Origin of the sequence: Phycicoccus sp. 3266, from assembly GCF_031456495.1 — a bacterium.
Taxonomy (GTDB): domain Bacteria; phylum Actinomycetota; class Actinomycetes; order Actinomycetales; family Dermatophilaceae; genus Pedococcus.
In genome coordinates this window covers 781,057-807,607 of sequence record NZ_JAVDUW010000002.1, presented here as the reverse complement: position 1 = coordinate 807,607, position 26,551 = coordinate 781,057, and the positions used below count along the sequence as shown (strand labels likewise).

The window sequence follows — 26,551 nt, the reverse complement described above, 5'->3', positions numbered from 1 at the left end:
CAGCTCTTTTCGTTCGCTGCGGACAGGTGGGCTCAGGCGTTGGCGGAGTCCGCGTCGGCCGCGGGGGCCTCGGCAGCAGCAGCCTCGGGCGCGTCGACGGCGGCAGCCTCGGGCGCGTCGGCGGCGGCGGTCTCGCCGGCCTCCGGAGCGACCGTCTCGGCGGCCTGGGCGGCGTCGCCACCGAGGAGCTCGCGCTCCCACTCGGCCAGCGGCTCGTCGCCGCCCACGTTGCCGTCACCCTCGCCGGCGGCGGCGGACTTGCCGCCCTGGCTGCGGGCGATGAGCCCGTCGGCCACGGCGTCGGCGATCACGCGGGTCAGCAGGGTGACCGAGCGGATGGCGTCGTCGTTGCCGGGGATCTTGTAGTCGACCTCATCGGGGTCGCAGTTGGTGTCGAGGATCGCGATGACCGGCAGGCCGAGCTTGCGGGCCTCGTCGACGGCCAGGTGCTCCTTCTTGGTGTCCACGATCCACACGGCCGAGGGGACCTTGGCCATGTCGCGGATGCCACCGAGGGTCTTCTCGAGCTTGTCCTTCTCCCGCTTGAGGATGAGGAGCTCCTTCTTCGTGCGGCCCGAGCCGGCCACGTCGTCGAAGTTGATCTCCTCGAGCTCCTTGAGGCGGGTCAGCCGCTTGGAGATCGTCTGGAAGTTGGTGAGCATGCCACCGAGCCAGCGGTGGTTGACGTACGGCATGCCGACCCGGGTCGCCTGCTCGGCGATGGGCTCCTGCGCCTGCTTCTTGGTGCCGACGAACAGGATCGAGCCACCGTGCGCGACGGTCTCGCGGACGAACTCGTAAGCGTTGTTGATGTACGTCAGCGACTGCTGCAGGTCGATGATGTAGATGCCGTTGCGCTCGGTCATGATGAAGCGCTTCATCTTCGGGTTCCAGCGACGGGTCTGGTGCCCGAAGTGGACGCCGCTCTCGAGGAGCTGGCGCATGGTGACGACGGCCATGCCGTGTTCTCCCTTGTGTCGTTGTCAGTTGCGTCGGCGGCCGAGGTCCGGCCACCTGCCTGGCGCCTGCACGCACCCCGCCGGCCTGCTCGGCCGGACTGCCGTGGTGCGCCCCTGATCGGAGGAGACCTCGTCACAGGTGGGAAGACGCGCGAATTCGACCGGCTCACACCGGTCGTCCGTCCATCGTACGGCCTGCGCGCCCCCACCCGGAAATCGCGTGCCCGGGCCCGTGCCGCGCGGGTAGGGTCGCGTCCTTGTGACCGCCCTGCCCCGCCTCCTCGACCGTGCCACGGAGTGGGCGGTCCCCGCGCGGATGGGGACGGCGTTCCGGTGGAACCTCGCCTCCTCGTGGGTGGGCCAGCTCGGCGACGGGATCGCCCTCGCGGCCGGTCCCCTGCTGGTCGCCTCCCTCACCCGCGACCCCACCCTCATCGCTGCCGCCGCGATGGTCCAGAACGTTCCGACCCTCCTGTTCGGCCTGTATGCCGGCGCCGTCGCCGACCGGGTCGACCGCCGCCGCCTCGTGCTCGCGGCCAACCTCGTGCGCGTCGCCGTCCTGGCGGTGCTGGTCGCCACCATCGTCACGGGGACGGTGTCGATCGGCCTGCTGCTCGGGACGCTGTTCGCGGTGGGGGTGGCCGAGCTGTTCGCCGACACCGGCTGGCGGGCCGTGCTGCCGATGATCGTGCCGAAGGACGACCTCGGGGTCGGCAACGCCCGGCAGATGTCGGGGTTCCTCGTGGCCAACCAGTTCGTGGGGCCGGCGGTCGGGGCGAGCCTGTTCGCGCTCGGGTCGGCGGTGCCGTTCGGGGTCCAGGGGGCCGCCCTGCTGCTGGCGGCGGCGCTGTTCGCCAAGGTGCGGCTGCCGGGCCGGGAGGACGCCGCGCGCCCGGAGCAGCACATCGGGCACGACATCCTCGACGGCCTGCGCTGGATCGCGGGCAATGCGCCGATCCGCACGCTCACCCTCGTGATCTTCATCTTCAACGTGACGTGGGGTGCCCCGTGGGGCGTGCTCGTCTACTGGGCGCAGGAGCGGCTGGACGTCGACGCGGTCGGGTTCGGCCTGCTCACCACGTGCTCGGCCGTCGGCGGTGTGACGTCGGTGCTGCTCTACGACCGGCTCGAGCGGAAGGTGCCGCTCGCCCGGCTCATGCGGATCTGCCTGTCGCTGGAGGTGCTGACCCACCTGGCGCTCGCCCTGACGACGGTGCCGTGGGTCGCGATGGCGATCATGGTCGTGTTCGGCGGGTACGCGTTCGTGTGGGGGTCGCTGTCCTCCGCGGTCCGGCAGCGCGCGACGCCGGACGAGTTCCAGGGGCGGGTCGGCAGCGTCTACTGGGTCGGCCTCATCGTCGGGCTGCTGGTGGGCCAGTTCCTCGGTGGCCAGATCGCCGACCGGTTCGGGGCGGCGGCGCCGTTCTGGTTCGCGTTCGGCGGGGCCGGGCTCACGCTGGTCGTGGTCTGGCGCCAGCTCGACCACATCGCCCACGCCGAGGCGGCCTAGCTCCGGCGCCCCAGATCCCGCACCCTGGCCGTCGCGCCCTGGCTCCCGCGCCCGGCGTCGCTCCCCTGCCCGGCCTCACCGTCGAGGGCGGCCTGGACCTCGGGGGCGAGGTGCCCGGCATACCGGCGCTGGAGCTCGGGGATCCGCCAGTCCTCGCCGGTGACCATCTGGCGGCACCGGTAGGTCTCGCAGTGGCACCGCACGAGCATGTCGGGGTCGGTGGTCGTCGTGGCGTAGTCGACGGTGAGCTCCTCCCCCGCCGCGACGTCACGGAACGCGACCAGCCGCGTGCCGGACCAGGCGAGGGTGGGGTCGCAGGAGTGGTTGAGCAGCGCGGTGTCCACCTCGAGGACCGCGCCGTCCGACAGCGGCCGCGTCGTGAACAGCCCGCGACCGGCGATCGCGGAGGCACGGCGCTCGACGGGCATGGCGGGAAGCGTACGGGTCAGAGCCGCTCGAACAGGTCCCCGTACTGCACGAGGTGGCGGTCGCCGAGGAACAGGTCGCGCACCCGCTCGCGTGCGCCCGTGCCCAGCCGCCGGGCGTACTCCTCGTCGACGAGCAGGTCCCGCACCGCTGCGGCGAAGGCGTCGAGGTCGGTGGGGTCGCGGACGAGCAGGCCGCTGCGCCCGTGCACGACCTGGTCGTTGATGCCGCCGACGGCCGAGGCCACGACCGGGCGCGCCTTCCACATGGGCTCGGTGACGGTGAGCCCGAAGCCCTCCACGAGGCTCTTCTGGACCACGACGGCGGCCCGTCGCTGCAGGGCGTTGACGAGGTGGGCGTTCTCGTCGATGTCGTCCATGGGCAGGCACACGAGGTGCGCCCGGCGCCGCGCCTCCGCGGGCAGGCAGCCCCACTGGGCTCGGCACTCGGCGAGCACCTGGGCGCCTTCCGGGTCGTCCCCCACCCCCGTGACGTCCGGCCCGGCCAGGACGAGGTGGGTGTCTCGCGGGAGGTCGGGGAGGTGGTCGGCGAACGCCCGCAGCACGCCGCCCATGTCCTTGAGGTGGTCCCACCGGCTGATCTGGAGCACGAGGCGTGACTCGGCGTCGACCGGGCCCGTGTCGAGGGTGAGGTCGCGGTGTGGGCGCACCGTCCCCCACGAGCCGTCGCGCCGACGGAACCGCAGCGAGCCGTGGTCCTTGGGTGCGAGCACCAGGGCGGCCCGGCGCAGGGCGGCGTCGACGTCCGCGGGCGAGAGCTCGGCGTTCTTGGCGGTGAAGGGGTCGAGCGAGGGCGGGATCACGGCGAGGCGCTCGGCGGGCACCCAGTCCGGGGCGTACTGGCGCCGGGAGAAGACGAGCGCGTCCACGTCGCCGAGGTGCGGCCGGAGGAACTCCCAGCCGCTGCGGGTCAGGTCGTCCTGCTCGTCCCGGCCGATGTGGCAGCGCCAGATGACGCAGGCCGCCCGCGCCTCCCGTGCGGCGGGCACGAGCCCGGCCGTCTGGGGGTCGTGGAGCAGCACGAAGTCTCCGGGGCGCACGAGGGCACGGAGGCTCTCGGCGTTGTGGGCAAGGGCTTCCCGGTAGTGGGCCGCCTCGGCCGGGCCGAGGGGGCCACCGTCGCCCGGGCTGCCGTGCAGGACGTTGTGCAGGCGCTTGGTGATCGCGAAGAACTCGGGGTCGGCGTCGAGAACCAGCCACCGGGCGTCGACGCCCGCGCCCCGGCTGTACGCGAGGAGGGCGAGGAGCATCTCCGCGACACCGCCTCCGGTCGCCGTGGCGTTGACGTTCCACAGCGTGCGGCCGGCGAACAGGGACCGGGCGCGGTCGGCTGCCCCCGCAAGCCGTTGTGCCCGCTGGGGGTCGAGCAACGCGCCGAGCCGGTCCAGTGGCACCGGCGCGATCGCCACCTCGCGCACACCTCATGCTGGCACGGCTGGGCCGTGGCGGGAACCTGCAGCGGCCATGCACCGTGTCGGGCGCCGCAGGGGGCACGGCGGCTAGCCTGCGCAGATGGGTAGTCCGCTGGTGGCGCGCATGCAGGGGTTCGGCTCGACGATCTTCGCGGAGATGACCGCGCTGGCCACCGAGCACGGTGCGGTCAACCTCGGCCAGGGCTTCCCGGACACCGACGGTCCGCGCGTGATGCTCGACGCCGCCAAGGCCGCGATCGACGCCGGACGCAACCAGTACCCACCCGGCCCCGGGGTGCCCGAGCTGCTCGATGCCGTTGCGGCACACCAGAAGCGCTTCTACGGCATCGACCTCGACCCGCGCCGCGAGGTGCTCGTCACCGTGGGCGCGACCGAGGCGATCGCCGCGACGATCCTCGCCCTGTGCGAGCCGGGCGACGAGGTCGTGACGTTCGAGCCCTACTACGACTCGTATGCCGCGTCGATCGCCCTGGCGGGCGCGTCCCGGCGGACGTCGGTGCTGCGTTTCCCCGACTTCACGGTCGACGAGGCGTCCCTGCGGGCGGCGTTCTCGCCGCGCACGCGGCTGGTGCTGCTCAACACGCCGCACAACCCGACCGGCAAGGTGTTCAGCCGCGAGGAGCTCGAGCTCGTCTGCGCCCTGGCCCGCGAGCACGACGCGTGGGTCGTCACCGACGAGGTCTACGAGCACCTCGTGTTCGACGGGGTCGAGCACGTGCCGGTCGCGACGCTGCCGGGCATGTGGGACCGGACGCTGACGATCTCCTCGGCCGGCAAGACGTTCTCGGCGACCGGGTGGAAGGTCGGCTGGGTGAGCGGGCCGGCCGAGGCGGTGGCCGCGGTGCGGGCGGTGAAGCAGTTCCTCACGTTCGTCGGCTCGGGACCGTTCCAGCCTGCCGTCGCCGTGGCGCTGAGCCTCGGTGACGACGTGTATGCCGGGCTGTCCTCGTCGCTGCAGGCCAAGCGCGACCTGCTCGTGGCCGGGCTGCGCGGGGCCGGACTCGAGGTGTCGGTGCCGGCGGGCACCTACTTCGTCGTGGCGGACGCGGCGCCGCTGGGGGCGGTCGACGCCCTGGAGTTCTGCCGCGAGCTGCCGGGCCGGGCCGGGGTCGTGGGGGTACCGGTGTCGGTGTTCCACGACGACGTCGACGCCGCGCGGACGCTGGTGCGGTTCGCGTTCTGCAAACGCGACGAGGTGCTGCACGACGCGGTCGCCCGGCTGGGCGCCGTGCGCAACCCCACCGGCTGACCGGCCGGGGCCGAACCAGCCGGGTCGGGTCGTCTCGGACGACGTCCTCCACACGCTCGTGGGTGCGGCGAGGTCGTCCACAGGCACTCACGACGGTGGTGGGGTCGTCAGCCGTTGCCCACCACGCTGGTCGGATGAGCATCGCGCGCAGCATGGTCCCGGTCGTGGCCTCGGCCCTCGGGGCTTCGGTCCTCGTGGCCGGGGTAGCCGTGACCGGGGCAGCCGTGACCGGAGCCAGGTCCACGTCCGCACCGTCTCCGGGTGCCGGCGTGCCGGGCTCCGCCGTCGCGCCCGATCCGGTGGCGCCCGCCGCTGGGCTCGCGCCGGTGGGGCCGGCTGCCTCCGTCGAGGGTGGCGCAGGCAGTCGTGCCGCTGTCGGGAGTGCCCGGGCCGGGCGCACGGACATCGGGGGGCCGCGGGTCGGGCTGGTCGCTCCAGCTCCGCGGGGGAGGTGGCAGTGGCCGTTGACCCCACGACCGCGCGTTGCCCGTCCCTTCGCCGCGCCGCGGTCGACGTGGGGTGCCGGCCACCGCGGGGTGGACCTGGCGTCCGCGATTGGGCAGCCGGTCCGTGCCGTGGCGGCCGGCACGGTCACCCACGTGGGCGTCATCGCCGGTCGACCCACCGTGACGGTGGCCCACCCGGACGGCCTGCGGTCGACCTACGAACCGGTGGACGCCACGGTCCGGACCGGGGACACGGTCACTGCCGGTCAGGTCCTCGGCACGGTCGTGGTCGCCGGCTCGCACTGCTCCCCCAGCCCGTGCCTGCACCTCGGCGCGCTGCGGGGACGCGAGTACCTCGACCCGATGACGCTGCTCGGGCCCGTGCGGGTACGGCTGCTGCCGCTCTGGCGCGACGGTCCCTGAGCCACTGCCGGCATCCCTGGCGCGGAGCGGCTCAGGCGCCCGTCGGGTAGGGCCAGGGCTTGCAGCCGCCGAGGGACAGCGTCTGCTGGACCATGACCGGAGCACGCTCGCCCCTGCCCGGGCAGCTGCGGTGCTGGTGGCCGAGCCCGTGCCCGACCTCGTGGTTCACCTGGTACACCCGGTACCGGGCGACGTCCTTGCCGTAGCTGTCGTCGCCGAGCGCCCAGCGGCGGAAGTTCAGGACCGAGCGCTGGCCGTTCCAGCACGAGACCTGCGACAGCGTGCGCATCGGGGCGCACAGCTTGTCGGTCAGGCCCGGGCTGGCGAGCGTGACCCGGATGTCGACGCGCGCACCGGCAGCAGCCTGGGCTGGGGTGACGTTGACGAACCGGATGCCGTCGACCTTCTGCCAGCCGCGGGGGTCGAGCAGCACGGACTGCACGGTGCGCGCGACGTCGGACTCCTCGACGTCGAGGCCGCCCTCGATCTCGACGGTGTAGCGCACCGTGCGCCCGGCGGCCTCGTTGGCCACGGCCGGCACGGCGACCACGCGGATCTTCCCGGTGCCGTTCTGGGGCACCCCTGCCGGTTCGCCGGACGTGGCCTGCGCGCTGGGCTCCCCGTCGTCGTTGCCGGGCGCCACTGTCGGTGCAGGCGTGGTGGCGCGTGCCGTCGGGCTGCTGGTCGAGGACGACCGCGCTGCCGTCGGCGTCTCCGGCTCACCTCGACCCACGAGGCGCACCGTCACCACGGTGAGCAGGGCGAGGACCAGCGCGCCGGCGAGCGTGCGGCGCAGCCTCACGCGGCGGCTCGGACCCCGCCTGCGGCGCCGGACGGGAGCGGGATGGTGGGGATGGTCGCCCACGCCGCGTCACCCCTCCCTGCGTCCCGGTGCACGACGCCCTCCGTCGCACGGTCCGGCGCCATTGTGCTCCCAGCCCGCCGGGAGGCGGCCCGCGCCACGCCCACGGGCGGGGGGGCTCTGCGCGAGACCCGCCCGCCGGTGGCCCGCCCGCTCTTGACCCGGCCCTCAGGCGCGCGGGTGGGCCTGGCGGTACGACTGCTTGAGCCGGTCGACCGAGACGTGCGTGTAGATCTGGGTCGTCGCGAGCGAGGCGTGGCCGAGCAGCTCCTGGACCAGGCGCAGGTCCGCGCCACCCTCGAGCAGGTGGGTGGCCGCGCTGTGCCTCAGCCCGTGCGGTCCGAGGTCGGGGGCGTCCGGGACGTGCCGGAGCAGCTCGTGCAGCGCGGCCCGGACCTGCCTGGGGTCGGCCCGCCGGCCGCGACGGCCCAGGAGCAGCGCGGGACCGCTCGCGGGTGTCACCACCTGGGGTCGTCCGCGGACGAGCCACGCCTCCACCGCCTCCCGGGCAGGAGCCCCGAACGGCACCGTGCGCTCCTTGCCGCCCTTGCCCATGACGCGCGCGACTCCCGTGGCGAGGTCGACGTCGTCGACGTCCAGGGCGGTGAGCTCCCCGACGCGGATGCCGCTCGCGTACAGCAGCTCGAGCGCGGCACGGTTCCGCAGGTGCATGGGGTCCTCGTCGTCGCTGGCCACGGCGGCGACGTCGAGCAGGGCCGTGGCCTGCGCCGGCTTGAGGACCTCCGGCAGCCGCGAGCTGCGGGACGGCGACGCCAGCCGCAGGGACGGGTCGGCCGGGATGCGTCCGGTACGGGTGGCCCAGCCCAGGAAGCCCCGGGCCGACGCCGCCCGTCGGGCCACCGTCGAGCGCGCCGCCCCGGACTGCGCCTGACGAGCGAGCCAGGACCGCAGGTCCGCCAGCCGGACCTCTCCCAGGGACGTGACGCCGCACTCGTCCTCGAGGAACTGCACGAGGTGGCGGAGGTCGCCGAGGTAGGCGCGGATCGTGTGCTCGGACCGGCCGCGCTCGCTGCGCAGGTGCCGCTCGTACGCCGTCACCGCCTCGGCGCTCTGCCCGTCCACCGGCCCACCGTCGCAGGACCGCCGTCCCGGGACAAGCCGCCGCACCGCGCAGCAGCACCTACTCGGGCGCGGTCGTCGGTGCCTTGCGCCACCCACCGCGCTGTCGCTGGCACAGCCCCTCGAGCTCCAGCACGCCGAGCGCGGCGAGTGCCTGCGCGGCGCTGAGCCCGGCCCGGGCCGCGAGCGCCTCGACCCCGAGGGCGCCACGATGCGGCAGCGCGTCCAATGCCCGCCGGTGCACCGGGTCGAGCAGGTCGGCCGGGTCGACCGCAGCGCGCTTCACGGGGGCCAGCTCACCGACCCTTCCTACGAGCTCGACCACCTCGCCGACGTCGGTCACGAGCTCGGCACCGTCGCGGATCAGCACGTGGCACCCGGCCGACGCCGCAGAGGTCACGGGACCCGGCACGGCCCCCACCACGCGGCGGGCCTCCCGCGCGTGCCGCGCGGTGTTGCCAGACCCCGACCGGAGCCCGGCCTCCACGACCACCGTGCCACGCGCGAGCGTCGCGATCAGCCGGTTGCGGCTCAGGAACCGCCAGCGCGTGGGTGCGCTCCCCGGCGGCACCTCGCTGACCACCGCACCAGCACGGGCGATGCGGTCGAGCAGCCCGGCGTGACCAGCCGGGTAGGCGCGGTCGATGCCTCCAGCCAACACGGCGACCGTGGTTCCCCCAGCGACGAGGGCGCCCTCGTGGGCCGCCGCGTCGATCCCGTACGCCGCGCCGGACACGACGGCGAAGCCGCGCTCGGCCAGGCCTGCCCCGAGCTCACGGGCCATGTGCAGCCCGTACCCGGTCGCGTGCAGCCCGTACCCGGTCGCGGCGCGTGCCCCCACGAGGGCGACGCTCCGCTCGCCCACGGTCGCGAGGTCGGCCGGGCCGCGCACCCACAGGCACAGCGGCGGGACGAGGTCCTCGACGCCGGGGGGCCACTCGTCGTCCCCCGGCACGACGACCCGCGCGGAGAGGGCCGCCAGGATCCGCGGCTCGCAGGTCAGGTCCAGCTCGGCGAGCCGGGGATGGAGCCGGCGTGCCAGCTCGCCGTCCGGGTCGAGGCCGTGCAGCGCGCCGAGGGCCCCGCCGCCCGCCACCAGCTGGGCGACCACCGGGTCCTCCGGCTCCGACAGTCGAGCCCACGCGATCCGGGCCGTGCGCTCGTCGTCGACCTGCCGCAGGACACGCTCGAGGCAATGTCGCACCTCGGCAGGCGAGGCGTCGGCACGCGACGCACCGTCCGCCGTGGGGCGTTCCGACGCACGCGGCCACCGCCCACCGGGCGGGACGGCACCGCGAACGGGCCCGTCGGGACCCGGCTGCCGGCTCATGCGGCCACCGCACCCTGGCTGCGGAACGTCAGCGCCTGGCCGAGGTCGTCACGCCCCGGCCGGGACCGGCCGGCGAGGTCGGCCATCGTCCAGCCCACGCGGAGCACCCGGTCGTACCCGCGCAGGGTGAGGGCACCACGGTCCAGGGCGCGGTCGATGTCGACCGTGGTCGAGCTCGGGAGCCGCCACGGCGTGCGGCGCAGGCGTGCGCCCGGGACGTGGCTGTTGAGGCGCCACGGCGTCGCGGCCCACCGCTCGGTCTGCGCCGCCCGCGCCCGGGCGACGCGCTCGGCCACGGCGGCGCTCGGCTCCCCGCCGCCGGTCACCATCGAGGACCGGGTGATGGCAGGTACCTGGACCTGCAGGTCGACGCGGTCGAGGAGCGGTCCCGACAGCCGCGCGAGGTAGCCGCGCTTGGCCTTCGGCGAGCAGGAGCAGCCGACGCCCTTGCCGAAGCCCAGCCCGCACGGGCAGGGGTTCGCCGCCATCACGAGCTGGAAGCGCGCCGGGAACCGGACCGCAGACCGGGCCCTGGCCACGACGACGTGACCGGACTCGAGCGGCTGGCGCAGCGCCTGCAGCGCCCCGACCTTGAACTCGGGAGCCTCGTCGAGGAAGAGCACACCGTGGTGGGCCTGGCTGATCGCCCCGGGACGCACGACCCCGCTGCCCCCGCCGATCACGGCGGCCTGGGTGGCGCTGTGGTGCGGCGCGACGAACGGCGGCACGCCGGCCAGGTCCAGCTCGGCGGCCGTCACACCGAGCAGCGAGCGCACGGCCAGCACGTCGATCGACTGCTCGCGCGTGAGCCTCGGCATGATCGTGACGAGACGCTCGGCGAGCATCGTCTTGCCCGACCCGGGTGGTCCCAGCAGGAACAGGTGGTGACCGCCGGCGGCTGCCAGCTCGAGCGCCCTCCGCGGCTCCTCCTGGCCGACCACGTCGGCCAGGTCCGGCGGGGCCACGGGACCGCCCACCTCCTGCGCAGCCGGGACCGCCACGCCGACCTGGAGCGGGTCGCCCGGCGAGCACGCGGCATACGCGGCGATGAGGTCGGCGAGGTGTCGCACGGCGTGCACGCGCACGTCGGGCACCAGGGCCGCCTCGGCGGCGTTCGCGACGGGGACGACGACGTCGGTGCACCCCGCCCGGGCAGCGGCCAACACCGCCGGCAGCACTCCCCGGACGGCCCGCACCGACCCGTCGAGGCCGAGCTCACCCAGGTGGACGACGGGTCGCACGACCTCGGCGGGGACCAGGTCGAGGGCCGCCGCGACGCTGACGGCGATGGGCAGGTCGAAGCCGCTGCCGTTCTTGGGGATGGACGCCGGCGACAGGTTGACCGTGATGCGGTCCTGCTGCAGCGACCGGCCGATGCTGGCCGCGGCGGCCTTGACCCTGCTCGGCGCCTGCGAGCACGCCGTGTCGGGCAGCCCGCTGAGCAGGAACGCCGGGAGCCCGCCGGACAGGTGCGCCTCCACCTCCACCACGGCACCCGTCAGGCCCTCGAGCGTCACCGACCGGGTCGACCCGAACGTCACGACCCCACCCCCTGCAGGTGGCGCACGACCGCCGGGCCGACCCTCGGTCGCAGGATCCCGATGACGTCGATGCGCACCCGGTCGGCATGCTCGTCGTGGGCCTGCAGCCACGCCGCGGCGAGCCGCCGCAACCGCGCGGCCTTGCGCCGGTCGACCGCCTCCACCGGCGCACCGAAGCGCTGCGAGCGCCGGGTCTTGACCTCGCAGAACACGAGACAGTCGCCGTCGCGCGCCACGAGGTCGATCTCGCCGTGGGCGCACCGCCAGTTGCGGTCGAGCACCGTGAGCCCGCGCTCCCCCAGGTACCGCGCCGCCAGCTGCTCGCCGTACCTGCCGAGCGCTCGTCGCGGGTCGTCCGCACCGTCCGTCATGCCGCCCAGCGTCCGGCCCGCAGGGGCCACCACGACAGCCCGGGCCGCACGCCCTGTGGACGGCGCCGACGGTTCCGCCGGCCTGTGGACGAAGGAGCTAGAAGCCCTCGCCCTTGGGCAGCTCGAGGTCGGACTTGGCGAGCTCCTCGACGTTGACGTCCTTGAACGTCACGACCCGCACCTGCTTCGCGAACCGGGCCGGACGGTAGATGTCCCACACCCACGCGTCCTGCATGGTGACGTCGAAGTAGACCTCGCCCCCGTCCGAGCGCACCTTCACGTCCACGGAGTTGCACAGGTAGAACCGGCGCTCGGTCTCCACGACGTGGCTGAACAGCCCCACGACGTCCCGGTACTCGCGGTAGAGCTGCAGCTCCATCTCGGACTCGTACTTCTCGAGGTCCTCGGCACTCATCTCGCGATCATCTCCGCGCTCGTCTCGGGGGTCGCCCCTGCGGCCGTCCCCGCACCCGTCTCGTCGTCGTCCACCGGCAGTCCCGCCGGTGCCGCACCCTCATTCTCGCCCGCCACCCCGGGCAGCCGCCACGACCGCCGGTGCAGGTCGGTCGCGCCGTACGCCTCGAGCGCCGCGAGGTGCTCCGGCGCGGCATACCCCTTGTTCTCCTCCCACGCGTATGCCGGGTGCTCGGGGGCGGCGGCCACCATCAGGGCGTCACGCTCCACCTTCGCCAGCACGGACGCCGCAGCGACGGAGGAGCACTTGAGGTCGGCCTTGATCATCGTGGTCACCGGTGGCGTGGCCGGTCCCGACTCGTCGGCGAAGGCGAACAGCCCCACCTCGTCGGGCGCGGTGAGCCAGTCGTGGTTGCCGTCGAGGATGACGAGGTCCGGGACGGTGCCGACGGCGGCGAGGGCGCGCATCCCGGCGAGGCGCAGCGCCGCGATGATGCCGATCTCGTCTATCTCGGCGGGCGAGGCGTGCCCCACCGCGAAGTCCAGGGCCCAGCGCCGGATCCTCGGCACCATCGCCACCCGGGCTGCGGGCGTCAGCAGCTTGGAGTCCTTGACCCCGGTGGGGGCGCTGCGGGACGTCTCGTCGATGAGCACCACGCCGACCGTCACCGGCCCCGCCAGGGCACCACGGCCGACCTCGTCCATCCCCGCCAGGACGCGGTGGCCGTCGCGCTGGAGCTGGCGCTCGACGCGCAGGCTGGGCTTGCGGCTCGTCGCGGGCTTGCGGGTCGCGGGCCGGCGTGAGGTGCTCACGTCAGCCACCCGTCCCGCCGTCCACCGTCCCGCCTCCGGTCGTGGGCGCCTCGGTGCCGGTCCCGCCGGTGCCGTCCGAGCCCCCGGGGTCGCCGAACCGGCTGGAGTCGGCGGCCGGCGCCGGGACCTTGCGGAACGTGGACGAGGGGTTGGACAGCCAGGTCATGTGGTCCAGCGGCCAGACGAGCGCCACGGCCCGGCCCACGATCAGCCGCTCGTCGACCGAGCCGAGGCTGCCGTCGTCGGTGGGGGCGTCGTGGAAGCGCGAGTCCGACGATCCGGAGCGGTTGTCGCCCATGACCCAGACGCGCCCGCGCGGGACGGTGATGTCGAAGTTCTGGTCGCTCGGGGCCACGCCCGGCTTGAGGTACGGCTCCTTGACCGGCTGGCCGTTGACCGTGAGGCGGCCGCCGGCGTCGCAGCAGACCACGTGGTCGCCGGGCAGGCCGATCACGCGCTTGATGAGGTGGTTCTCGGCGTCGTCGGGCAGCAGGCCGATGAACATCATGGTGTCCCGGACCAGCGTCACGACCTTGCCGTGCTGCTGCTCGACCGGCGCCTCGACCCAGTTCCCCGGGTCGCCGAAGACGACGATGTCGCCCCGGCGCAGGTCGAACGGCCCGGGGGTCAGCTTGCTGACGATGACGCGGTCGTTGACCTGCAGGGTGTTCTCCATCGACCCCGAGGGGATGTAGAACGCCTGCAGCAGCCAGGTCTTGACGACGAAGGAGAGGACGAGCGCCATCCCGACGACGATGGCGAACTCCTTGACCGCTGCCCCCAGCACGGCCAGGCCGCCGGCGGGCGTGTCCGCACCTTCGTCGTCCCCGTGCCTGCGGTGGCGCCGCGAGGGGCCGGTGGCCGCCTCTGCCGCGTCCTCCGCGGCCCCTGAGGACGGGTCGGTGTCGGCGACCCGGACCGGCTGGGTGTGCGCAGCCGGCAGCGTCTGCGTTGCCGGGGGTGCCGTCGGCGGTGGCGTCCAGCGCCGTGGGGAGCTCCCCCCGGTGGTCGGCACCGACGACTGGCCGGCATTCGCCACGGACGACTGGCCGCCGGCCATCGCGGGAGGCACGGCGGTGTCGGGCGCCGCCTCCCGGGCGGCCGCGTGATCGGGGACATCGAGCTCGGGCGCCAGCCACGGGGACCCCTCACGCGCGCTGCCGCCCTGGTCGGACCGCGCGGAGGACAGGTCGTGGCGCAGCCACGGGCCGGTCGTCTCGTCGGCCTGGTCCTGGCTCGTCGGGTCGACGTCCGCGGGCTCGGAGCCTCGCTCCCACCCCAGCCAGCCGTCGCCCTCGCCGTGTCCGTGCCGGCGTCCCCGGCCCTCGTCACGTGCGCCGTCGCCGGCGCTCACCGGGTGCTCCCCCGCGGGATCCGCGACAGCTGCGAGGGGGGCGGGAAGGTCCCGAGCCGCGAGAGCGGCCAGTACGTCGCCACGGCCCGGCCGATGACGTCGTCGGTGCTCACGGTGCCGCCACCCGGGTCGCCGAGGTGGGCCCGCGAGTCGGCGCTGTCGCCGCGGTGGTCACCCATGACCCAGAGACGACCCCGGGGCACGGTGACGTCGAAGGTCAGCTCGCTCGGCTTGTCGCCGGGGTAGACGTACGGCTCGGTGACGGCGACGCCGTTGACGGTGAGCCGCCCCTCGTCGTCGCAGCACACGACCCTGTCGCCGGGCAGCCCCACGACCCGCTTGACGAAGTCCTGCTCGCCCACGTCGACACCGACGAGCCGGGCGGCGGAGGCCAGGGTGCGACCGATCAGGCCGTCGTCCTGGTGGGGGGTCCGGTCGGCGGCCGCGAAGGTCGTCGTGCCGTCGAAGACGACGACGTCCCCGCGCTCGAGCGAGCTGCCGCCCACGAGCTTGTTGACCAGGATCCGGTCACCGGGCTCGATGGTGGGCTCCATCGACCCCGAGGGGACGAAGAAGGACTGGACGAGGAGCCCTCGCACCAGCACCATCACGACGAGGGCGATGCCGACCAGCAGCAGCCACGAGGGACCACGAGTGCCTCGTCCGGCAGGGCGCTCGGAGTCGCTCGCCTCCTGCGCCGAGGTGCCGGCGGAGCGTGCCGGGACATGACCGGACGACGCCGCCGCGTCAGACGGGGCTGACGCGGCGGCCGGGTCCTGCTGGAGTGGTTCCGGTTCGGGGTTCATCGCACCCGGAGCCTAACCCCCGACTCTGTGCCGGCGGACGGCGGACACGAGGCGGGGAGGGAGTGGGAGATCGCAGCGCCTTACTTGGCGGGCGTGGTCTCGCGCTTCTCCTTGATCTTGGCGGCCTTGCCGCGCAGGTCGCGCAGGTAGTACAGCTTGGCGCGACGGACGTCACCGCGGGTCACGACCTCGATCTTGTCGATGATCGGGGTGTGCAGCGGGAAGGTGCGCTCGACACCGACGCCGAAGGACACCTTGCGGACGGTGAAGGTCTCGCCCACGCCGCCGCCGTGGCGACGGATGACGACACCCTGGAACACCTGGATGCGGGAGCGGGTGCCCTCGACGACCTTCACGTGCACCTTGACGGTGTCACCGGCGCGGAAGGCGGGGACGTCCTCGCGGAGGGAGGCCTTGTCGAGCTCGTCGAAACGCTGCATGGCGGAATCGCTTTCTTCTCGGCGCCACAGGTCGCCCAGGGTTGTCGGTGGTGCGTGGTGTACGGAGTGCGCCCGGCGTGCGGAGACGGCCACGTGCCGAGAGGTCGGCACTCCCCCTGTGGCAGGGGCCGTGGGTTTCCGCGGACGCGAGGAGCCATTCTGCCACGGGCCGGGCCCCCGCCAGAAATCGGCGGGGACCCGGCCGTCGGCTCAGCCGCAGGCCGGGTCGAGGCGGTCCGCCCAGCGGCGCTCGACCGATGCGGCGGCCCGCAGGGTTGCCGCGACCGAGCGCCGGACGGGTCGGGCCGTCGCCAGCGGGGCCGGGCGCCAGCCGTCGTCGACGACGGGCGCGCCCGGGAGGGCCGAGGCGGCCTCGGACCGGTGGCGGCGGATGGTGGTGAGGGCGAGGTAGTCGCTCATGGGGGTCTCCTTCCGGGAGGTGGTGGTCAGGGAGTGGCGGGCCCGGTGCTGGACCGCACCACGAGCTCGGTGTCGAGCACCAGGCGGCGCTCGGTGAACGTGGGGTCGAGGAGCATCCGCCCCAGCAGGCGGCCCTTCTCGGCGATGGGCTGGCGGACCGTGGTGAGGCCCACCTGGGCAGCGGCGGGGACGTCGTCGAAGCCGGTGACCGACAGGTCGCGGCCGATGACCAGCCCCCGCTGCGTCGCGGCCTCGATGGCGCCGAAGGCCATGACGTCGCTCACGGCCGCGATGGCGGTGGGGCGCTCGCGCCGGTCCAGCAGGAAGGCGGCCGAGCGCACGCCCGCGTCGCGGGAGTTGTGACCGGCGTAGACGGCCGTCACGACCGCATCGTCGCCCAGCGCGTCGCGGATGCCGCGCAGGCGCGGGCGGCTGTCGACGTAGAGGTCGCCCTCGTCCTCGGGTCGCACGACCTCCGGCCGCTCGGTGTGGTGCCGGCTGTCGACGATGATGCCGACGCGGCGGTGGCCCAGGTCGGCCAGGTGGCGTCCGAGGGCGTGTGCCGCGCCGTACTCGTCGATGAGGACGAACCCGTGGCGCTCGTCCCCGGACCCGATGTCGATCGTCGACACCATCGGCAGCCCGCGCTCGAGGGCGACGGCGCGGGCCGGGTGGTCCTCGTCGACGCAGTAGGCGACGACCCCGTCGACGACCGCCTGGCGCATGGTGTCGGCGGCCAGCCGGGCCTCCTCCTCGTCCTGGGGGTCGGCCAGCGACGGGAGCGGGATGAGCAGGAGCCCCGTGCGGTGCTCCTCGGCGACCTCCGCGAGGCCGGCGAGCATGCCGACCGAGTACGGGTCGGAGAAGGCGTAGGAGAGCCGCTCGGTGAGCAGCAGCCCGATCGCGCCGGCGCGTTGCGAGCGCAGGCTGCGGGCTGCCGGGTTGGGCCCCGGGTAGCCCAGCCGCTTCGCGGTCTCGAGCACCCGGGTGCGCACCTCGGCCGAGAGCTGGTCGGGCTTGTTGTACGCGTTGGACACGGTCGAGACGGACACGCCCGCCTCGTCGGCCACGGTCTTGAGGGTCACCCCACCCATCGCGCTCCCTCCTTCTGCTCGCGCCGCCATCGACGCCGTCTGCATCGATCTACTAAATCGTTCAAGTAGAACGATACAGAAGACTATTCCCGCCGACAACCCGACATCCGCTCGCAGCGCTCGCCCCCGCCTGCGCGGAGCCCCTTGCCTCCCCGGCATACGGTGACCCGGTGACCATCAACCCCGGGTGGCCCGTCGCGCTCGCGCTCGTGCTGCTCCTCGCGGTGACCCTCGCCGCCCACCGCGTCAGCCGCTACGGGCTCGAGCGCCCCGTCGTCGTGGCCGCCCTGCGCGCGGTGGCCCAGCTGGCGGTGGCCGCCCTCGTCATCGCCGCGGTCGTGCGCAGCCTCGCCCTGTCCGCGCTTCTGCTCGTCGTCATGTTCGCGATCGGCGTCCTCACCACGACCCGCCGGGTGGGCGCGCCGCAGGCGTGGCCGTGGGCGGCGGCGGCCATGGCGGCGGGCGTGCTCCCCGTGCTCGCGGTGGTCCTCGCCACCGGCACGATCCCGCCCGAGGGCATCGCAGTCATCCCCGTCGGCGGGATCATCGTCGGCAACGCGATGACGGCGCACACGCTGCTGGGGCGCCGGGCGTTCGCCGCGCTGGAGGAGGAGCACCAGCAGTACGAGGCGTGCCTGAGCCTGGGCCTGCTGCCCGCGCAGGCCATCGAGGAGATCGTCCACCGGCGCGCCCCCGAGGCGCTGCTGCCCGGGCTCGACCAGGTCAAGACGACCGGCGTGGTGACGCTGCCGGGCGCCTTCATCGGCGTCATGCTCGGCGGCGGCTCACCGGTGCAGGCCGCGACCGCCCAGGTGCTCGTGCTCTTCGGGATCATGGCGGCGCAGACGGTGACGGTCAGCGTCGGCGAGCGCCTCATCGCCGGCCGCCGCCTCCTGACCCCCGTGCTCGTCGGGCGGCTGGTGGACTGACCGCCCCCCTCGCCGAGCCTCTCGAGGGAGACGCTCAGCGCCGGCGCTTGGTGAGGTCGACGGTCCCCGGGAAGGAGCCCTCACCGGGGCGCACCCGGTAGCCCGCCTTGCGGTAGATGCGAAGGTTGCGGTCGCTGCCCGCCCCCGTGTTGAGCCAGTATGCCGTCGCGCCCGCCGGCGCCTGCGCCTCCGCGAAGGCGAGCAGCTCACGGCCGATCCCCCGGTGCTGCAGGTCGGGCGCCACCATGAGGCGGCCGATCTGCCAGGTGGCGGGGTCCTGCGGGTCGAGCCGGCCACGGACCGAGGCCACCAGGCGACCGCCGGAGCGGAAGACCCAGGTCTGCCAGCGGGTGAGGTCGTCGGCGACCTGTTCCACCGACTCCTCCCCGGCCCCGAACATGCCGTACCGCGCGATCTCGCCCACCCAACAGGCCCGGGTCAGCACCATGAGCTCGGGGGCGTCGGCGGCGGTCGCGAGCGCGAGGTCGAGGTCGGCGAGCGCTCCGACGGGCTGCGAGGCGTGGAGCAGGTCGGGGCGGCGAGCGGCCGTGCGCTCGAGCCGCTGCTGGTGGCGCCACTGCGCGATCGCCCGGTGGTCGCCGGACAGCAGCACGCGCGGGACGTCGCGGGTGGTGCCGGGAGCGGACTCCCAGGACGCGGGCTTGGTGTAGACGGGGTACTCGAGCAGGCCGTCCTCGTGCGACTCCTCGACCAGCGACTCGGCGTTGCCGATCACGCCCGGCAGCAGCCGGGCCACGGCCTCGGTGACGGCCAGCACCGCCACCTCTCCCCCGTTGAGCACGTAGTCGCCGAGCGAGACGACGTCGACCCGCAGCCCGAGGTCCTGCGCGGCGTGCTCGTACACACGCTCGTCGATGCCCTCGTACCGGCCGCAGGCGAAGGCCAGCCACGGCTCCTGCGCCAGCTCGCGAGCCATCGCCTGCGTGAACGGCGTCCCTCCCGGACCGGGCACGACGAGCCGGGGCCGGGCGCCGTCGGCCCGGCCGGCACCGGACCGCACCACGGCGTCGAGGGCCTCGGCCCACGGCTGCGGCTTCATGACCATGCCGGCACCACCGCCGTACGGGGTGTCGTCGACGGTGCGGTGCCGGTCGTGGGCGAACTCGCGCAGGTCGTGCACGCGCACGTCGAGCAGGCCGTCACGGCGGGCCTTGCCGATCAGCGACAGGTCGAGCGGGGCGAGGTACTCGGGGAAGATCGAGACGACGTCGATGCGCATGCGGTCGCGCCGATCAGCGGTTGAGCTCGAGCAGGCCCGGCGGCGGGTCGAGGACGACGCGGCCGCCCTCGACGTCGACCTCGGGCACGATCGCCTCGACGAAGGGCACGAGCGCCTCCCCGCCACCGGCGAGCTCGATGACCAGCAGGTCCTGCGCGGTGCCGGTCTCCAGGCCGCTCACGCGCCCGATCGTGGCGCCGTCGGTGCCGACCGCCTCGAGCCCGACGAGGTCCTCCTCGTACCAGGCGTCCTCCTCGTCCTCGGGCTCCTGCTCCTCGACGAGGTCCTGCGCCGCGAGGAACAGGCGGGTGCCGCGCAGCGACTCCGCGCCGGTGCGGTCCGGGATCTCCTCGAAGCCGAGCAGCCAGATGTCGCGGTGGAGGCGGGAGCTGCGCAGCGTGAGCTGGCGCGGCACGCCGCAGCCGGGCGCCGCCTCGGTGAGGAACGTCGTGCCCGGCACGAACCGGCGCCCGGGGTCGTCGGTGTGCACCTGCACGGTGGACTCACCGCGCAGGCCGTGGGGCTTGCCAATGCGGGCGACGAGCAGGGCGTCGGACGGGACGGGCATGTCGGGATCCTCTCAGGGCGCAGGGGCCGGGGACGCGGCGAAGGACGTCGGGGACGCGGCGAGGGCCGCCGGGAGCGAGCTCCCGACGGCCCTCGCCGTGGTGGTGCGGCCGGTCAGCGCACGCGGTCGGTGTCGACGATGTCGACCCGGACGCCGCGGCCACCCGCAAGGGCGCCCACGACGGTGCGCAGCGCGCTGGCGGTGCGGCCGGACCGGCCGATGACGCGACCGAGGTCGTCGGGGTGCACGCGCACCTCGAGGATCTCGCCACGACGCAGCTCCTTGCGCCGGACGACGACGTCGTCCTTGTGGTCGACGATCCCCTTGACGAGGTGCTCGAGCGCCTCCTCCAGCACGGTCAGGCCTTGTCCGCGTCGGCGTCGGTGCTCTCCGCGGCAGCGGCACCGGAGTCGGTGTCGGCAGCCGGGGCAGCCTCCTCGGCCTTGGCCTCGTCAGCCTGCGGCTCGTCGGCCTTCTTGGCAGCGCGCTTCTTCGGGGTGGTGGCGCCGGACGCGTCGTCCGAGGTCTTGCCCGCAGCGGCGATGGCGGCCTCGTACAGCTCCTTCTTGGAGGGCTTGGCCGGCTTGGTCCTGACGTTGCCCTCCTTGGAGAGCTTGAGCAGGGCGGCGACGGCCTCGGTGGGCTGGGCGCCCTGGCCCAGCCAGTAGTCGGCCCGCTCCATGTCGATCTCGATGACCGAGGGCTCCTCGGTCGGGTGGTACTTGCCGATCTCCTCGATCGCACGACCGTCGCGCTTGGTGCGCGAGTCCATGACGACGACACGGTAGAACGGGGCGCGGATCTTGCCCATCCGCTTGAGACGAATCTTGACGGCCACGAGTGTGGACCTCTCACTTTCTTCGTTGTGAGCACGGCGAGACCGGGTGGGGAACACGCGGGGGGCCGAGGCTCGGGGTAGGCGCGCGGTCGGGGTAGAGGGCCCGCACCGCACGGGTACAGCCGCCCATTCTGCCAGAACTCCGGGGGTGCTCCGGACCACGCGGCCCGGAGCGGGCCCGATCGGCCCCCGGCCGGAGCGGGCCGGGCCGGGGCGATCCGGGCGGCCGGCTGCGCGGTCAGCCGGCGGCGAGCTCGGCCACCCGCCGCAACGTCCGTGGCCGCGGGAGGTAGGACCGCAGCGAGAGGTCGATGTCGGCAGACGCGAGACCGCGCGCCTCGTCGCCCGTGCGTGGGTCGAGGGCCCGCTCGGCCTGTCGCACCAGGAAGTTCAGCTCGGTGCACAGGACCAGGGCCAGATCCTCCTCGCCCCTGACCCGCCCGGGGCCGCCGGCGCTGCGGTATGCCGCGACCGTCGTCCGCACCGCGTCCTCGTCCACGCGGTCGCCGTCGACGTGCCACTGCACGAGCACCTTCGCGAGCTCCCGCCCGGGGTCGACCGCGCCAGCCTCCTCCCAGTCGAGCGCGCGCAGCGACCCGTCGGGTGCCACCAGGACGTTGTCGGGGTGCAGGTCGCGGTGGCCCACCAGCCACGGGCCGGCACCGCGCCCGGCGCGGGCGACCAGCGCGGCGAACACCGCCAGGTCCGGCAGGCGGGCGGCGAGCTCCGGCCCCCAGGGCCGGTCCGAGGCGCGCGAGGCGAGGTCGGAGAACACCTCCGGGGCGGACACCGTGGTCCACCAGCTGCCCGGCGGCCTCGCGGCCGGCGGCGCCGCGCGGTGCAGGGCAGCCAGCAGCGCGCCCACGGCGGCCGGTGCCCGCGGCGCCGAGGCGGCCCGCACCCCCTCGACCCAGCGGGTGACCCGGACGGCACCGCCGCCGAGCGCTGCCGGCAGCTGCCCGGCATACGCACCCGTCGTGGTCCGCAGATGGACCGGCACCTCGACGCCCGCCGCGGCGAGGTGGTCGAGCAGGGCGGCCTCCGCACGCACCTCGGCCTCGTCCACCGCCTCGTCCGGCTGCTTGAGGGCGTATGCCGCGTCGCCGACCGAGAGCCGCGACACCAGCCCGCGGGCCCCGCGGGCGACGGCCTCGCGGCGCAGCGGCCCGGCACCGAGTGCGAACGCCTCGCGCACCCACTCCCCCAGCCGGTCCACCGATGGCTCGCTCACCAGGGGCTGGGCTCGTAGTCCTTGACGAAGCAGCCGTAGACGTCCTCGCCGGCCTCACCGCGCACGATCGGGTCGTAGACGCGGGCGGCGCCGTCGACGAGGTCGAGCGGGGCGTGCCAGCCCTCGGCCGCGATCCGCAGCTTCTCGTGGTGCGGCCGCTCGTCGGTGATCCAGCCGGTGTCGACGGCGGTCATGAGGATGCGGTCCTTCTCGAACATCTCCCCCGCGCTCGTGCGCGTGAGCATGTTGAGGGCCGCCTTGGCCATGTTGGTGTGCGGGTGGCCGGCGCCCTTGTAGCGGCGCGAGAACTGCCCCTCCATGGCGGACACGTTGACCACGTAGGCCCGTCGCGCCCCCGCCTGGACCGCGGCACGCATCGCGGGTCGCAGCCGCGAGACGAGGATGAACGGCGCCGTGGCGTTGCACAGCTGCACCTCGAGCAGCTCGAGCGGGTCGACCTCGTCGACCGTGTGCGTCCACGAGTTGGTGCGCTGGGTGTCGGGCAGCAGGCCGCCGGCGTCCACCGCGGTGCCGGCGAGGTGGGCGTCCAGGCTCGCGTGCCCGGCGGTGAGCGCCATCGAGGTCATCTGCGCCGCGGTGCGGGCGGCGAGCTCCTGCGCGGCGTGCTCGGTCGACTCGCCCTCGTGGTGGGCGACCTGGTGGTGGCCGAGGGTCCGGACGAGGTTGGCAGGGTGCGCCTCGCTGACCCGGTCGAACGTGACGATCTCGGGAAGCCGGGTGCCACGAGGCAGTGGCACCTCCTCGTTCTCGACGAGGTTCGAGTACGAGCCGGGGCTGCGGCGCACCGTCTGGGCGGCGTTGTTGACGAGGATGTCCAGCGGCCCGTCGGAGGCCACCTCGTCGGCGAGCGCGACGACCTGGGTCGGGTCCCGCAGGTCGATGCCGACGACCTTGAGCCGGTCGATCCAGTCGGCCGAGTCCTCCTGGGCCGCGAACCGCCGCGCGGCGTCCTTGGGGAAGCGGGTCGTGATGGTGAGGCGGGCGCCGTCGCGCAGCAGCATGAGCGCGATGTACATGCCGATCTTGGCGCGTCCGCCGGTGAGCAGGGCGCGCTTGCCGGTGAGGTCGGCGCGCTGGTTGCGCTTGGCGTGGCTCGTCGCGGCGCAGGGCGGGCAGAGCCAGTGGTAGAACGCGTCGACCGTCGTGTAGTCGGCCTTGCAGATGTAGCAGCCGCGCGGCTTCATCAGCTCGCCGACGGTGGTGCCCACGGGCGGGACGGTGAGCAGGATGCCCTTGGTCTCGTCGTCGATGCGCATGGGCGAACCGGTCGCGGTGCGCGCGAGCAGCGCCTCGTCGTGGTCGACCTGCGGCTGGCGGGCCTCGCGGCGCCGGGCCTTGCGGATCTGCTTGTACATGCGGCCCGTCGCGCGCTTGACCGTCTGGATGTCGGGGTGGTCGGCGTCGAGCGTGGGCAGCTGCGCCAGGACCCGCAGGGCGGTCGCGAGGTCGTCGGGGTCGATCCCGGCCGGGGCCGAGCCGACGGCCGCGTCGCCCCCGGTCGGCGCCGGGACGTCGTGCGTCGAGGTGCTCACCGGCTCACCCACGCCTGCGGGTCCGAGGCCAGCGCCTGCACGTGCTCGGGCAGCCGCCCCGAGAGCACGTCCGCGAGGGAGGTCTCGTCGAGCACCGTGCGCAGGCTGGCGCGCACCGCCACCCACACCGTGGGCAGGTGCTCGGCGACGCCGTCGTATGCCGTCTCGTGCGGCCGCAGCCCGCGCACCTCCGCGAGCGGCCCGTCGACGGCGCGGAACACGTCACCGAGACAGATGTCGCGCGGCTCGCGGGTGAGCGAGTAGCCGCCGCGGGCTCCCCGGGTGCTGCGGACCAGCCCCGCCGCCCGCAGGTCGGCAACGATCGCCTCGAGGAACTTGCGCGGGAGCGTCTGGCGGTAGGCCAGCGTCTCGACGCTCACGGGCCCGGCCGCGGTCGTCGCGGCCTCGGCGAGGATGAGCATCGCGCGCACCGCGTACTCCGTGCGCGCCGAGATGTCCACGGGCGCCATTGTGGCGCACGTGGGACCCTCCGCCCGACACGGCCCGGCGGCCGGTGGCCTCAGATGGCCAGGGCCGGGTCGGTCTCGAGGGAGTCGGGAGCGGCGGTCGCGCGGGCGTACACGGTCTCGCCAGCGCGCAGGAAGAGGTCGTCGGCCTGGGCACGCGTCACCTGTGCGGCGAACCGCTCCCCCGTGTCGGCGCGCAGCTCCACCCGGACCTCGAAGCCGAGCCGCACCACCCGCTCGACCACGGCCGGCACCACGCCCGGTGACCCGGGCACCCGGGAGTCCGCGGCCACGGCGGCGGCGCGGTCGTGGGACAGCTCGATGTCGTGCGGTCGCACGAGCCGGCCGCCGAGCCGGGCCACCGACCCGAGGAAGCCCATGACGAAGTCGTTCGCGGGACGCTCGTAGAGCTCGACGGGGTTGCCGACCTGCTCCAGGGCGCCGTGGTTGAGCACGGCGATGCGGTCGGCGACGTCGAGCGCCTCCTCCTGGTCGTGCGTGACCAGGACGGTCGTCACGTGGACCTCGTCGTGGAGGCGTCGCAGCCACCGGCGCAGGTCGGCCCGCACCTTCGCGTCGAGCGCGCCGAACGGCTCGTCGAGCAGCAGCACCTCGGGGTCGACGGCGAGCGCGCGGGCCAGGGCCATCCTCTGGCGCTGGCCGCCCGACAGCTGGCTGGGGTAGCGGTGCTGGAACCCGTCGAGGCCGACGATCTCCAACAGGTCGTCGACCTTGCGCGCGACCTCGGCCTTGGGCCGCTTGCGGATCGTGAGGCCGAACGCGACGTTGTCGCGCACCGTCATGTGCTTGAAGGCTGCGTAGTGCTGGAAGACGAAACCGATCCCCCTCTTCTGCGGCGGGAGGCCGGTCACGTCGCGCCCGGCGATCGCCACGGTGCCCGAGTCCAGGCCCTCGAGACCGGCGATGGCCCGCAGCAGGGTCGACTTGCCGGACCCGCTGGGACCCAGCAGGGCCGTGAGCGTCCCGGCCGGGATGTCGAGGTCCACGCCGTCCAGGGCGGTGAAGGAGCCGTAGGTCTTGCGGGCGCCGCTGACGGTGATCATCGGGTGCTCCTCTTGCGGTCGAGCAGGGTCATGAGCAGCAGCGTCAGCACGGCCAGCCCCATGAGGAGGGTGGCGGCGGCATACGCGCCGTAGGTGTTGTGGTCGTCGATGTAGCGGGAGTGCACGAGCAGGGTGAGCGTCTGTGACACGCCCGGGAAGCCGGAGCTGACCATGATCACGGCCCCGAACTCCCCCAGGGCGCGGGCGACCGTCAGCACCACGCCGTAGGTCAGACCCCACCGGATCGCCGGGAGGGTGATCCGCCAGAAGGTCGTCCAGGACCCGGCCCCGAGGGTGGCCGCGGCCTGCTCCTGCTCGGTGCCGACCTCGTGCAGGACGGGCTCCACCTCGCGGACGACGAACGGCAGCGTCACGAAGAGCGTGGCCAGCACCATCCCCGGGAGGCCGAAGATGACCTTGAGGCCGAGGTGCTCGACGAACCCGAACCAGCCGCCCACTCCCCACAACAGGATGAGCGCGACCCCGACCACGACGGGCGACACCGCGAAGGGCAGGTCGACGACCGCCTGCAGCAGCCCACGCCCGCGGAACCGGCCGCGCACCAGTGCCAGCGCCGTGCCGACACCGAAGACGACGTTGAGCGGGACCACGATCGCGACGATCAGCAGGGACAGGTTCAGGGCGGAGATCGCAGCCGGGGTGCGCACGGACGCGAGGAACTCCCCGAGCCCCGGTGCGAACGAGCGCCACAGGATCAGGACCACGGGCACGACCACGAGCAGGCCGACGTAGCCGAGGGCGAGCGCGCGCAGCCCGAGCCGGGCGCCCCTGGAGGTCGTCACGACTCGCCCGCCTCCCGGGCCCGGCCGCGACCGGCCAGGGCGCGCAGGACGAACAGCGTGACGAAGGCGATGAGCAGCAGCACCACCGAGACCGCGGCGGCGTTCACCGGCTGGTCGGTCTCGACCTGCTGCTGGATGTACTGCGAGGCCACCTGGGTCTTCTTGGGGATGTTGCCGCCGATGAGGACCACCGAGCCGTATTCGCCGATGGCCCTGGCGAAGGCGAGCCCCGCCCCGCTCACGATCGCCGGCGCGAGGGTGGGCAGGACGACCCGGCGGAAGGTCGTGAGGTTCGAGGCTCCCAGCGACGCCGCGGCCTCCTCGACCTCGCGGTCCGCCTCGATCAGGACGGGCTGCACGGACCGGACGACGAAGGGCAGCGTGACGAAGGCCAGCGCCACGAGCAGCCCGGGCTGGGTGGCGTTGAGGTGGATGCCGACGGGGCTGTTGGGGCCGTACAGCGAGAGCAGGACGATGCTCGCGACGATGGTCGGCAGCGCGAACGGCAGGTCGATGAGGGCGTCGACCACGCGCTTGCCGGGGAAGTCGTCGCGCACGAGCACCCAGGCCACGACCGTGCCCATCGCCGCGTTGACGACGGCGACCACCGCGGACACCCAGACCGTGACCCAGAGGGCGGCACGGGCACCCGGCTCGGATACGGCCGCGGCGAACCCGGCGAGGCCGCCCTGCACCGAGGTCACCGCCAGGGCGGCGAGGGGCAGCAGGACGATGACGCTGAGCCACAGCCCGACGACGCCGACGCCGAGGGGCCGGATGGACCGGGGGCGCCTGGCCGGCTCGGGGCGCGCCGGCCGGGACGACACCTCGGTGTCGTCCCGGCGCGGGGTGAGTGTCGCGGTCATC

General features: G+C 74.2%; 29 protein-coding genes. 4 read left to right on the top strand and 25 right to left on the bottom strand.

Annotation, left to right across the window (positions count from 1 at the left end; translation table 11 throughout):
- Window positions 1-32 precede the first annotated feature (32 nt).
- Window positions 33-959, bottom strand: a complete 927-nt coding sequence (rpsB, locus tag J2X64_RS13675) for a 30S ribosomal protein S2 (RefSeq protein ID WP_310155438.1) — start codon at window positions 957-959, stop codon at window positions 33-35.
- Between the two features lie 259 nt (window positions 960-1,218).
- On the opposite strand from rpsB, the gene J2X64_RS13670 reads away from it, so the two are divergent.
- The gene (locus J2X64_RS13670) at window positions 1,219-2,469 is read left to right on the top strand and encodes an MFS transporter (RefSeq protein ID WP_310155435.1); all 1,251 of its coding nucleotides are present in this window, start codon (window positions 1,219-1,221) and stop codon (window positions 2,467-2,469) included.
- Here J2X64_RS13670 and J2X64_RS13665 read toward each other — a convergent pair.
- Complete coding sequence (locus tag J2X64_RS13665; protein ID WP_310155432.1) at window positions 2,466-2,897, bottom strand: SET domain-containing protein; 432 nt, start codon at window positions 2,895-2,897, stop codon at window positions 2,466-2,468. The two genes, J2X64_RS13670 and J2X64_RS13665, sit on opposite strands and share 4 nt — an antisense overlap.
- Before the next feature lie 17 nt (window positions 2,898-2,914).
- The gene (locus J2X64_RS13660) at window positions 2,915-4,333 is read right to left on the bottom strand and encodes a glycosyltransferase (RefSeq protein WP_310155429.1); all 1,419 of its coding nucleotides are present in this window, start codon (window positions 4,331-4,333) and stop codon (window positions 2,915-2,917) included.
- Window positions 4,334-4,427: 94 nt separating this feature from the next.
- Between J2X64_RS13660 and J2X64_RS13655 the strand changes: the two genes are divergently transcribed.
- Both J2X64_RS13655 and J2X64_RS13650 read left to right on the top strand, forming a co-directional pair.
- Window positions 4,428-5,597, top strand: a complete 1,170-nt coding sequence (locus tag J2X64_RS13655) for a pyridoxal phosphate-dependent aminotransferase (protein ID WP_310155427.1) — start codon at window positions 4,428-4,430, stop codon at window positions 5,595-5,597.
- A gap of 134 nt (window positions 5,598-5,731) precedes the next feature.
- Window positions 5,732-6,466, top strand: coding sequence for a M23 family metallopeptidase (locus tag J2X64_RS13650; protein WP_310155426.1), 735 nt, complete (start codon window positions 5,732-5,734; stop codon window positions 6,464-6,466).
- 31 nt (window positions 6,467-6,497) lie between these two features.
- Here J2X64_RS13650 and J2X64_RS13645 read toward each other — a convergent pair whose 3' ends face one another.
- From J2X64_RS13645 to J2X64_RS13590, 12 genes are all read right to left on the bottom strand, one after another.
- Window positions 6,498-7,268, bottom strand: a complete 771-nt coding sequence (locus tag J2X64_RS13645) for a DUF3152 domain-containing protein (protein WP_310155423.1) — start codon at window positions 7,266-7,268, stop codon at window positions 6,498-6,500.
- Window positions 7,269-7,496: 228 nt separating this feature from the next.
- Window positions 7,497-8,411, bottom strand: coding sequence for a tyrosine recombinase XerC (locus tag J2X64_RS13640; RefSeq protein WP_310155421.1), 915 nt, complete (start codon window positions 8,409-8,411; stop codon window positions 7,497-7,499).
- A 58-nt stretch (window positions 8,412-8,469) separates the two neighbouring features.
- Window positions 8,470-9,612: a DNA-processing protein DprA gene (dprA, locus tag J2X64_RS13635; protein WP_310155419.1), complete on the bottom strand. Its 1,143-nt coding sequence runs from the start codon at window positions 9,610-9,612 to the stop codon at window positions 8,470-8,472.
- A gap of 122 nt (window positions 9,613-9,734) precedes the next feature.
- Complete coding sequence (locus tag J2X64_RS13630; RefSeq protein ID WP_310155414.1) at window positions 9,735-11,279, bottom strand: YifB family Mg chelatase-like AAA ATPase; 1,545 nt, start codon at window positions 11,277-11,279, stop codon at window positions 9,735-9,737.
- Window positions 11,276-11,650 (bottom strand): YraN family protein, encoded by a 375-nt coding sequence (locus J2X64_RS13625; RefSeq protein WP_310155411.1) that lies wholly within the window; start codon window positions 11,648-11,650, stop codon window positions 11,276-11,278. Before J2X64_RS13625 ends, J2X64_RS13630 begins: the two co-directional genes overlap by 4 nt.
- Before the next feature lie 97 nt (window positions 11,651-11,747).
- Window positions 11,748-12,065, bottom strand: a complete 318-nt coding sequence (locus tag J2X64_RS13620) for a DUF2469 domain-containing protein (protein WP_310155408.1) — start codon at window positions 12,063-12,065, stop codon at window positions 11,748-11,750.
- The gene (locus J2X64_RS13615) at window positions 12,062-12,877 is read right to left on the bottom strand and encodes a ribonuclease HII (RefSeq protein WP_310155407.1); all 816 of its coding nucleotides are present in this window, start codon (window positions 12,875-12,877) and stop codon (window positions 12,062-12,064) included. Before J2X64_RS13615 ends, J2X64_RS13620 begins: the two co-directional genes overlap by 4 nt.
- A gap of 1 nt (window position 12,878) precedes the next feature.
- Window positions 12,879-14,231 carry a signal peptidase I gene (gene lepB, locus J2X64_RS13610; protein ID WP_310155405.1) on the bottom strand — a complete coding sequence of 451 codons (1,353 nt, stop codon included), beginning with the start codon at window positions 14,229-14,231 and terminating at the stop codon, window positions 12,879-12,881.
- Window positions 14,228-15,037: a signal peptidase I gene (gene lepB, locus J2X64_RS13605; RefSeq protein ID WP_310155401.1), complete on the bottom strand. Its 810-nt coding sequence runs from the start codon at window positions 15,035-15,037 to the stop codon at window positions 14,228-14,230. Before lepB (J2X64_RS13605) ends, lepB (J2X64_RS13610) begins: the two co-directional genes overlap by 4 nt.
- Before the next feature lie 80 nt (window positions 15,038-15,117).
- Entirely contained in the window at window positions 15,118-15,477 is a 360-nt protein-coding gene (gene rplS, locus J2X64_RS13600; protein ID WP_310155398.1) for a 50S ribosomal protein L19, read from the bottom strand.
- Window positions 15,478-15,687: 210 nt separating this feature from the next.
- Window positions 15,688-15,897, bottom strand: coding sequence for a hypothetical protein (locus J2X64_RS13595; protein WP_310155396.1), 210 nt, complete (start codon window positions 15,895-15,897; stop codon window positions 15,688-15,690).
- Between the two features lie 26 nt (window positions 15,898-15,923).
- Window positions 15,924-16,991 carry a LacI family DNA-binding transcriptional regulator gene (locus J2X64_RS13590; protein WP_310155393.1) on the bottom strand — a complete coding sequence of 356 codons (1,068 nt, stop codon included), beginning with the start codon at window positions 16,989-16,991 and terminating at the stop codon, window positions 15,924-15,926.
- Window positions 16,992-17,161: 170 nt separating this feature from the next.
- On the opposite strand from J2X64_RS13590, the gene J2X64_RS13585 reads away from it, so the two are divergent.
- On the top strand, window positions 17,162-17,920 hold the full coding sequence (locus tag J2X64_RS13585; protein ID WP_310155389.1) for an ABC transporter permease: 759 nt from the start codon (window positions 17,162-17,164) through the stop codon (window positions 17,918-17,920).
- A gap of 34 nt (window positions 17,921-17,954) precedes the next feature.
- Here the strand turns inward: J2X64_RS13585 and trmD are convergent, their stop codons facing one another.
- From trmD to cysT, 10 genes are all read right to left on the bottom strand, one after another.
- Window positions 17,955-19,160 carry a tRNA (guanosine(37)-N1)-methyltransferase TrmD gene (trmD, locus tag J2X64_RS13580; RefSeq protein WP_310155386.1) on the bottom strand — a complete coding sequence of 402 codons (1,206 nt, stop codon included), beginning with the start codon at window positions 19,158-19,160 and terminating at the stop codon, window positions 17,955-17,957.
- Window positions 19,161-19,173: 13 nt separating this feature from the next.
- Window positions 19,174-19,728, bottom strand: a complete 555-nt coding sequence (gene rimM, locus J2X64_RS13575; RefSeq protein WP_310155383.1) for a ribosome maturation factor RimM — start codon at window positions 19,726-19,728, stop codon at window positions 19,174-19,176.
- Between the two features lie 113 nt (window positions 19,729-19,841).
- Window positions 19,842-20,084, bottom strand: coding sequence for an RNA-binding protein (locus tag J2X64_RS13570; RefSeq protein WP_310155379.1), 243 nt, complete (start codon window positions 20,082-20,084; stop codon window positions 19,842-19,844).
- 2 nt (window positions 20,085-20,086) lie between these two features.
- The gene (gene rpsP / locus J2X64_RS13565) at window positions 20,087-20,566 is read right to left on the bottom strand and encodes a 30S ribosomal protein S16 (RefSeq protein WP_310155376.1); all 480 of its coding nucleotides are present in this window, start codon (window positions 20,564-20,566) and stop codon (window positions 20,087-20,089) included.
- A 238-nt stretch (window positions 20,567-20,804) separates the two neighbouring features.
- A complete protein-coding gene (locus J2X64_RS13560) occupies window positions 20,805-21,797 on the bottom strand; it encodes a phosphotransferase (protein ID WP_310155373.1) in 993 nt (330 codons plus the stop codon).
- Window positions 21,794-23,350 (bottom strand): SDR family NAD(P)-dependent oxidoreductase, encoded by a 1,557-nt coding sequence (locus J2X64_RS13555; RefSeq protein WP_397444051.1) that lies wholly within the window; start codon window positions 23,348-23,350, stop codon window positions 21,794-21,796. The genes J2X64_RS13560 and J2X64_RS13555 overlap by 4 nt, the downstream gene beginning before the upstream one ends.
- A complete protein-coding gene (locus tag J2X64_RS13550; RefSeq protein ID WP_310155370.1) occupies window positions 23,347-23,820 on the bottom strand; it encodes an Rrf2 family transcriptional regulator in 474 nt (157 codons plus the stop codon). Before J2X64_RS13550 ends, J2X64_RS13555 begins: the two co-directional genes overlap by 4 nt.
- 50 nt (window positions 23,821-23,870) lie before the next feature.
- On the bottom strand, window positions 23,871-24,881 hold the full coding sequence (locus tag J2X64_RS13545) for a TOBE-like domain-containing protein (protein WP_310155368.1): 1,011 nt from the start codon (window positions 24,879-24,881) through the stop codon (window positions 23,871-23,873).
- Window positions 24,878-25,684 (bottom strand): sulfate ABC transporter permease subunit CysW, encoded by an 807-nt coding sequence (gene cysW, locus J2X64_RS13540; protein ID WP_310155364.1) that lies wholly within the window; start codon window positions 25,682-25,684, stop codon window positions 24,878-24,880. The genes J2X64_RS13545 and cysW overlap by 4 nt, the downstream gene beginning before the upstream one ends.
- The gene (gene cysT, locus J2X64_RS13535) at window positions 25,681-26,550 is read right to left on the bottom strand and encodes a sulfate ABC transporter permease subunit CysT (protein ID WP_310155360.1); all 870 of its coding nucleotides are present in this window, start codon (window positions 26,548-26,550) and stop codon (window positions 25,681-25,683) included. The genes cysW and cysT overlap by 4 nt, the downstream gene beginning before the upstream one ends.
- Window position 26,551 lies beyond the last annotated feature (1 nt).

Coding starts and splice junctions, on each gene's coding strand:
- J2X64_RS13550 (WP_310155370.1), bottom strand. CDS start 23,820: ATGGCGCCCGTGGACATCTCGGCGCGCACGGAGTACGCGGTGCGCGCG.
- trmD (WP_310155386.1), bottom strand. CDS start 19,160: ATGCGCATCGACGTCGTCTCGATCTTCCCCGAGTACCTCGCCCCGCTC.
- rplS (WP_310155398.1), bottom strand. CDS start 15,477: ATGCAGCGTTTCGACGAGCTCGACAAGGCCTCCCTCCGCGAGGACGTC.
- J2X64_RS13620 (WP_310155408.1), bottom strand. CDS start 12,065: ATGAGTGCCGAGGACCTCGAGAAGTACGAGTCCGAGATGGAGCTGCAG.
- J2X64_RS13595 (WP_310155396.1), bottom strand. CDS start 15,897: ATGAGCGACTACCTCGCCCTCACCACCATCCGCCGCCACCGGTCCGAG.
- J2X64_RS13665 (WP_310155432.1), bottom strand. CDS start 2,897: ATGCCCGTCGAGCGCCGTGCCTCCGCGATCGCCGGTCGCGGGCTGTTC.
- cysT (WP_310155360.1), bottom strand. CDS start 26,550: ATGACCGCGACACTCACCCCGCGCCGGGACGACACCGAGGTGTCGTCC.
- rimM (WP_310155383.1), bottom strand. CDS start 19,728: ATGCCCGTCCCGTCCGACGCCCTGCTCGTCGCCCGCATTGGCAAGCCC.
- J2X64_RS13625 (WP_310155411.1), bottom strand. CDS start 11,650: ATGACGGACGGTGCGGACGACCCGCGACGAGCGCTCGGCAGGTACGGC.
- J2X64_RS13650 (WP_310155426.1), top strand. CDS start 5,732: ATGAGCATCGCGCGCAGCATGGTCCCGGTCGTGGCCTCGGCCCTCGGG.
- J2X64_RS13545 (WP_310155368.1), bottom strand. CDS start 24,881: ATGATCACCGTCAGCGGCGCCCGCAAGACCTACGGCTCCTTCACCGCC.
- rpsB (WP_310155438.1), bottom strand. CDS start 959: ATGGCCGTCGTCACCATGCGCCAGCTCCTCGAGAGCGGCGTCCACTTC.
- lepB (WP_310155401.1), bottom strand. CDS start 15,037: ATGAACCCCGAACCGGAACCACTCCAGCAGGACCCGGCCGCCGCGTCA.
- J2X64_RS13655 (WP_310155427.1), top strand. CDS start 4,428: ATGGGTAGTCCGCTGGTGGCGCGCATGCAGGGGTTCGGCTCGACGATC.
- J2X64_RS13590 (WP_310155393.1), bottom strand. CDS start 16,991: ATGGGTGGGGTGACCCTCAAGACCGTGGCCGACGAGGCGGGCGTGTCC.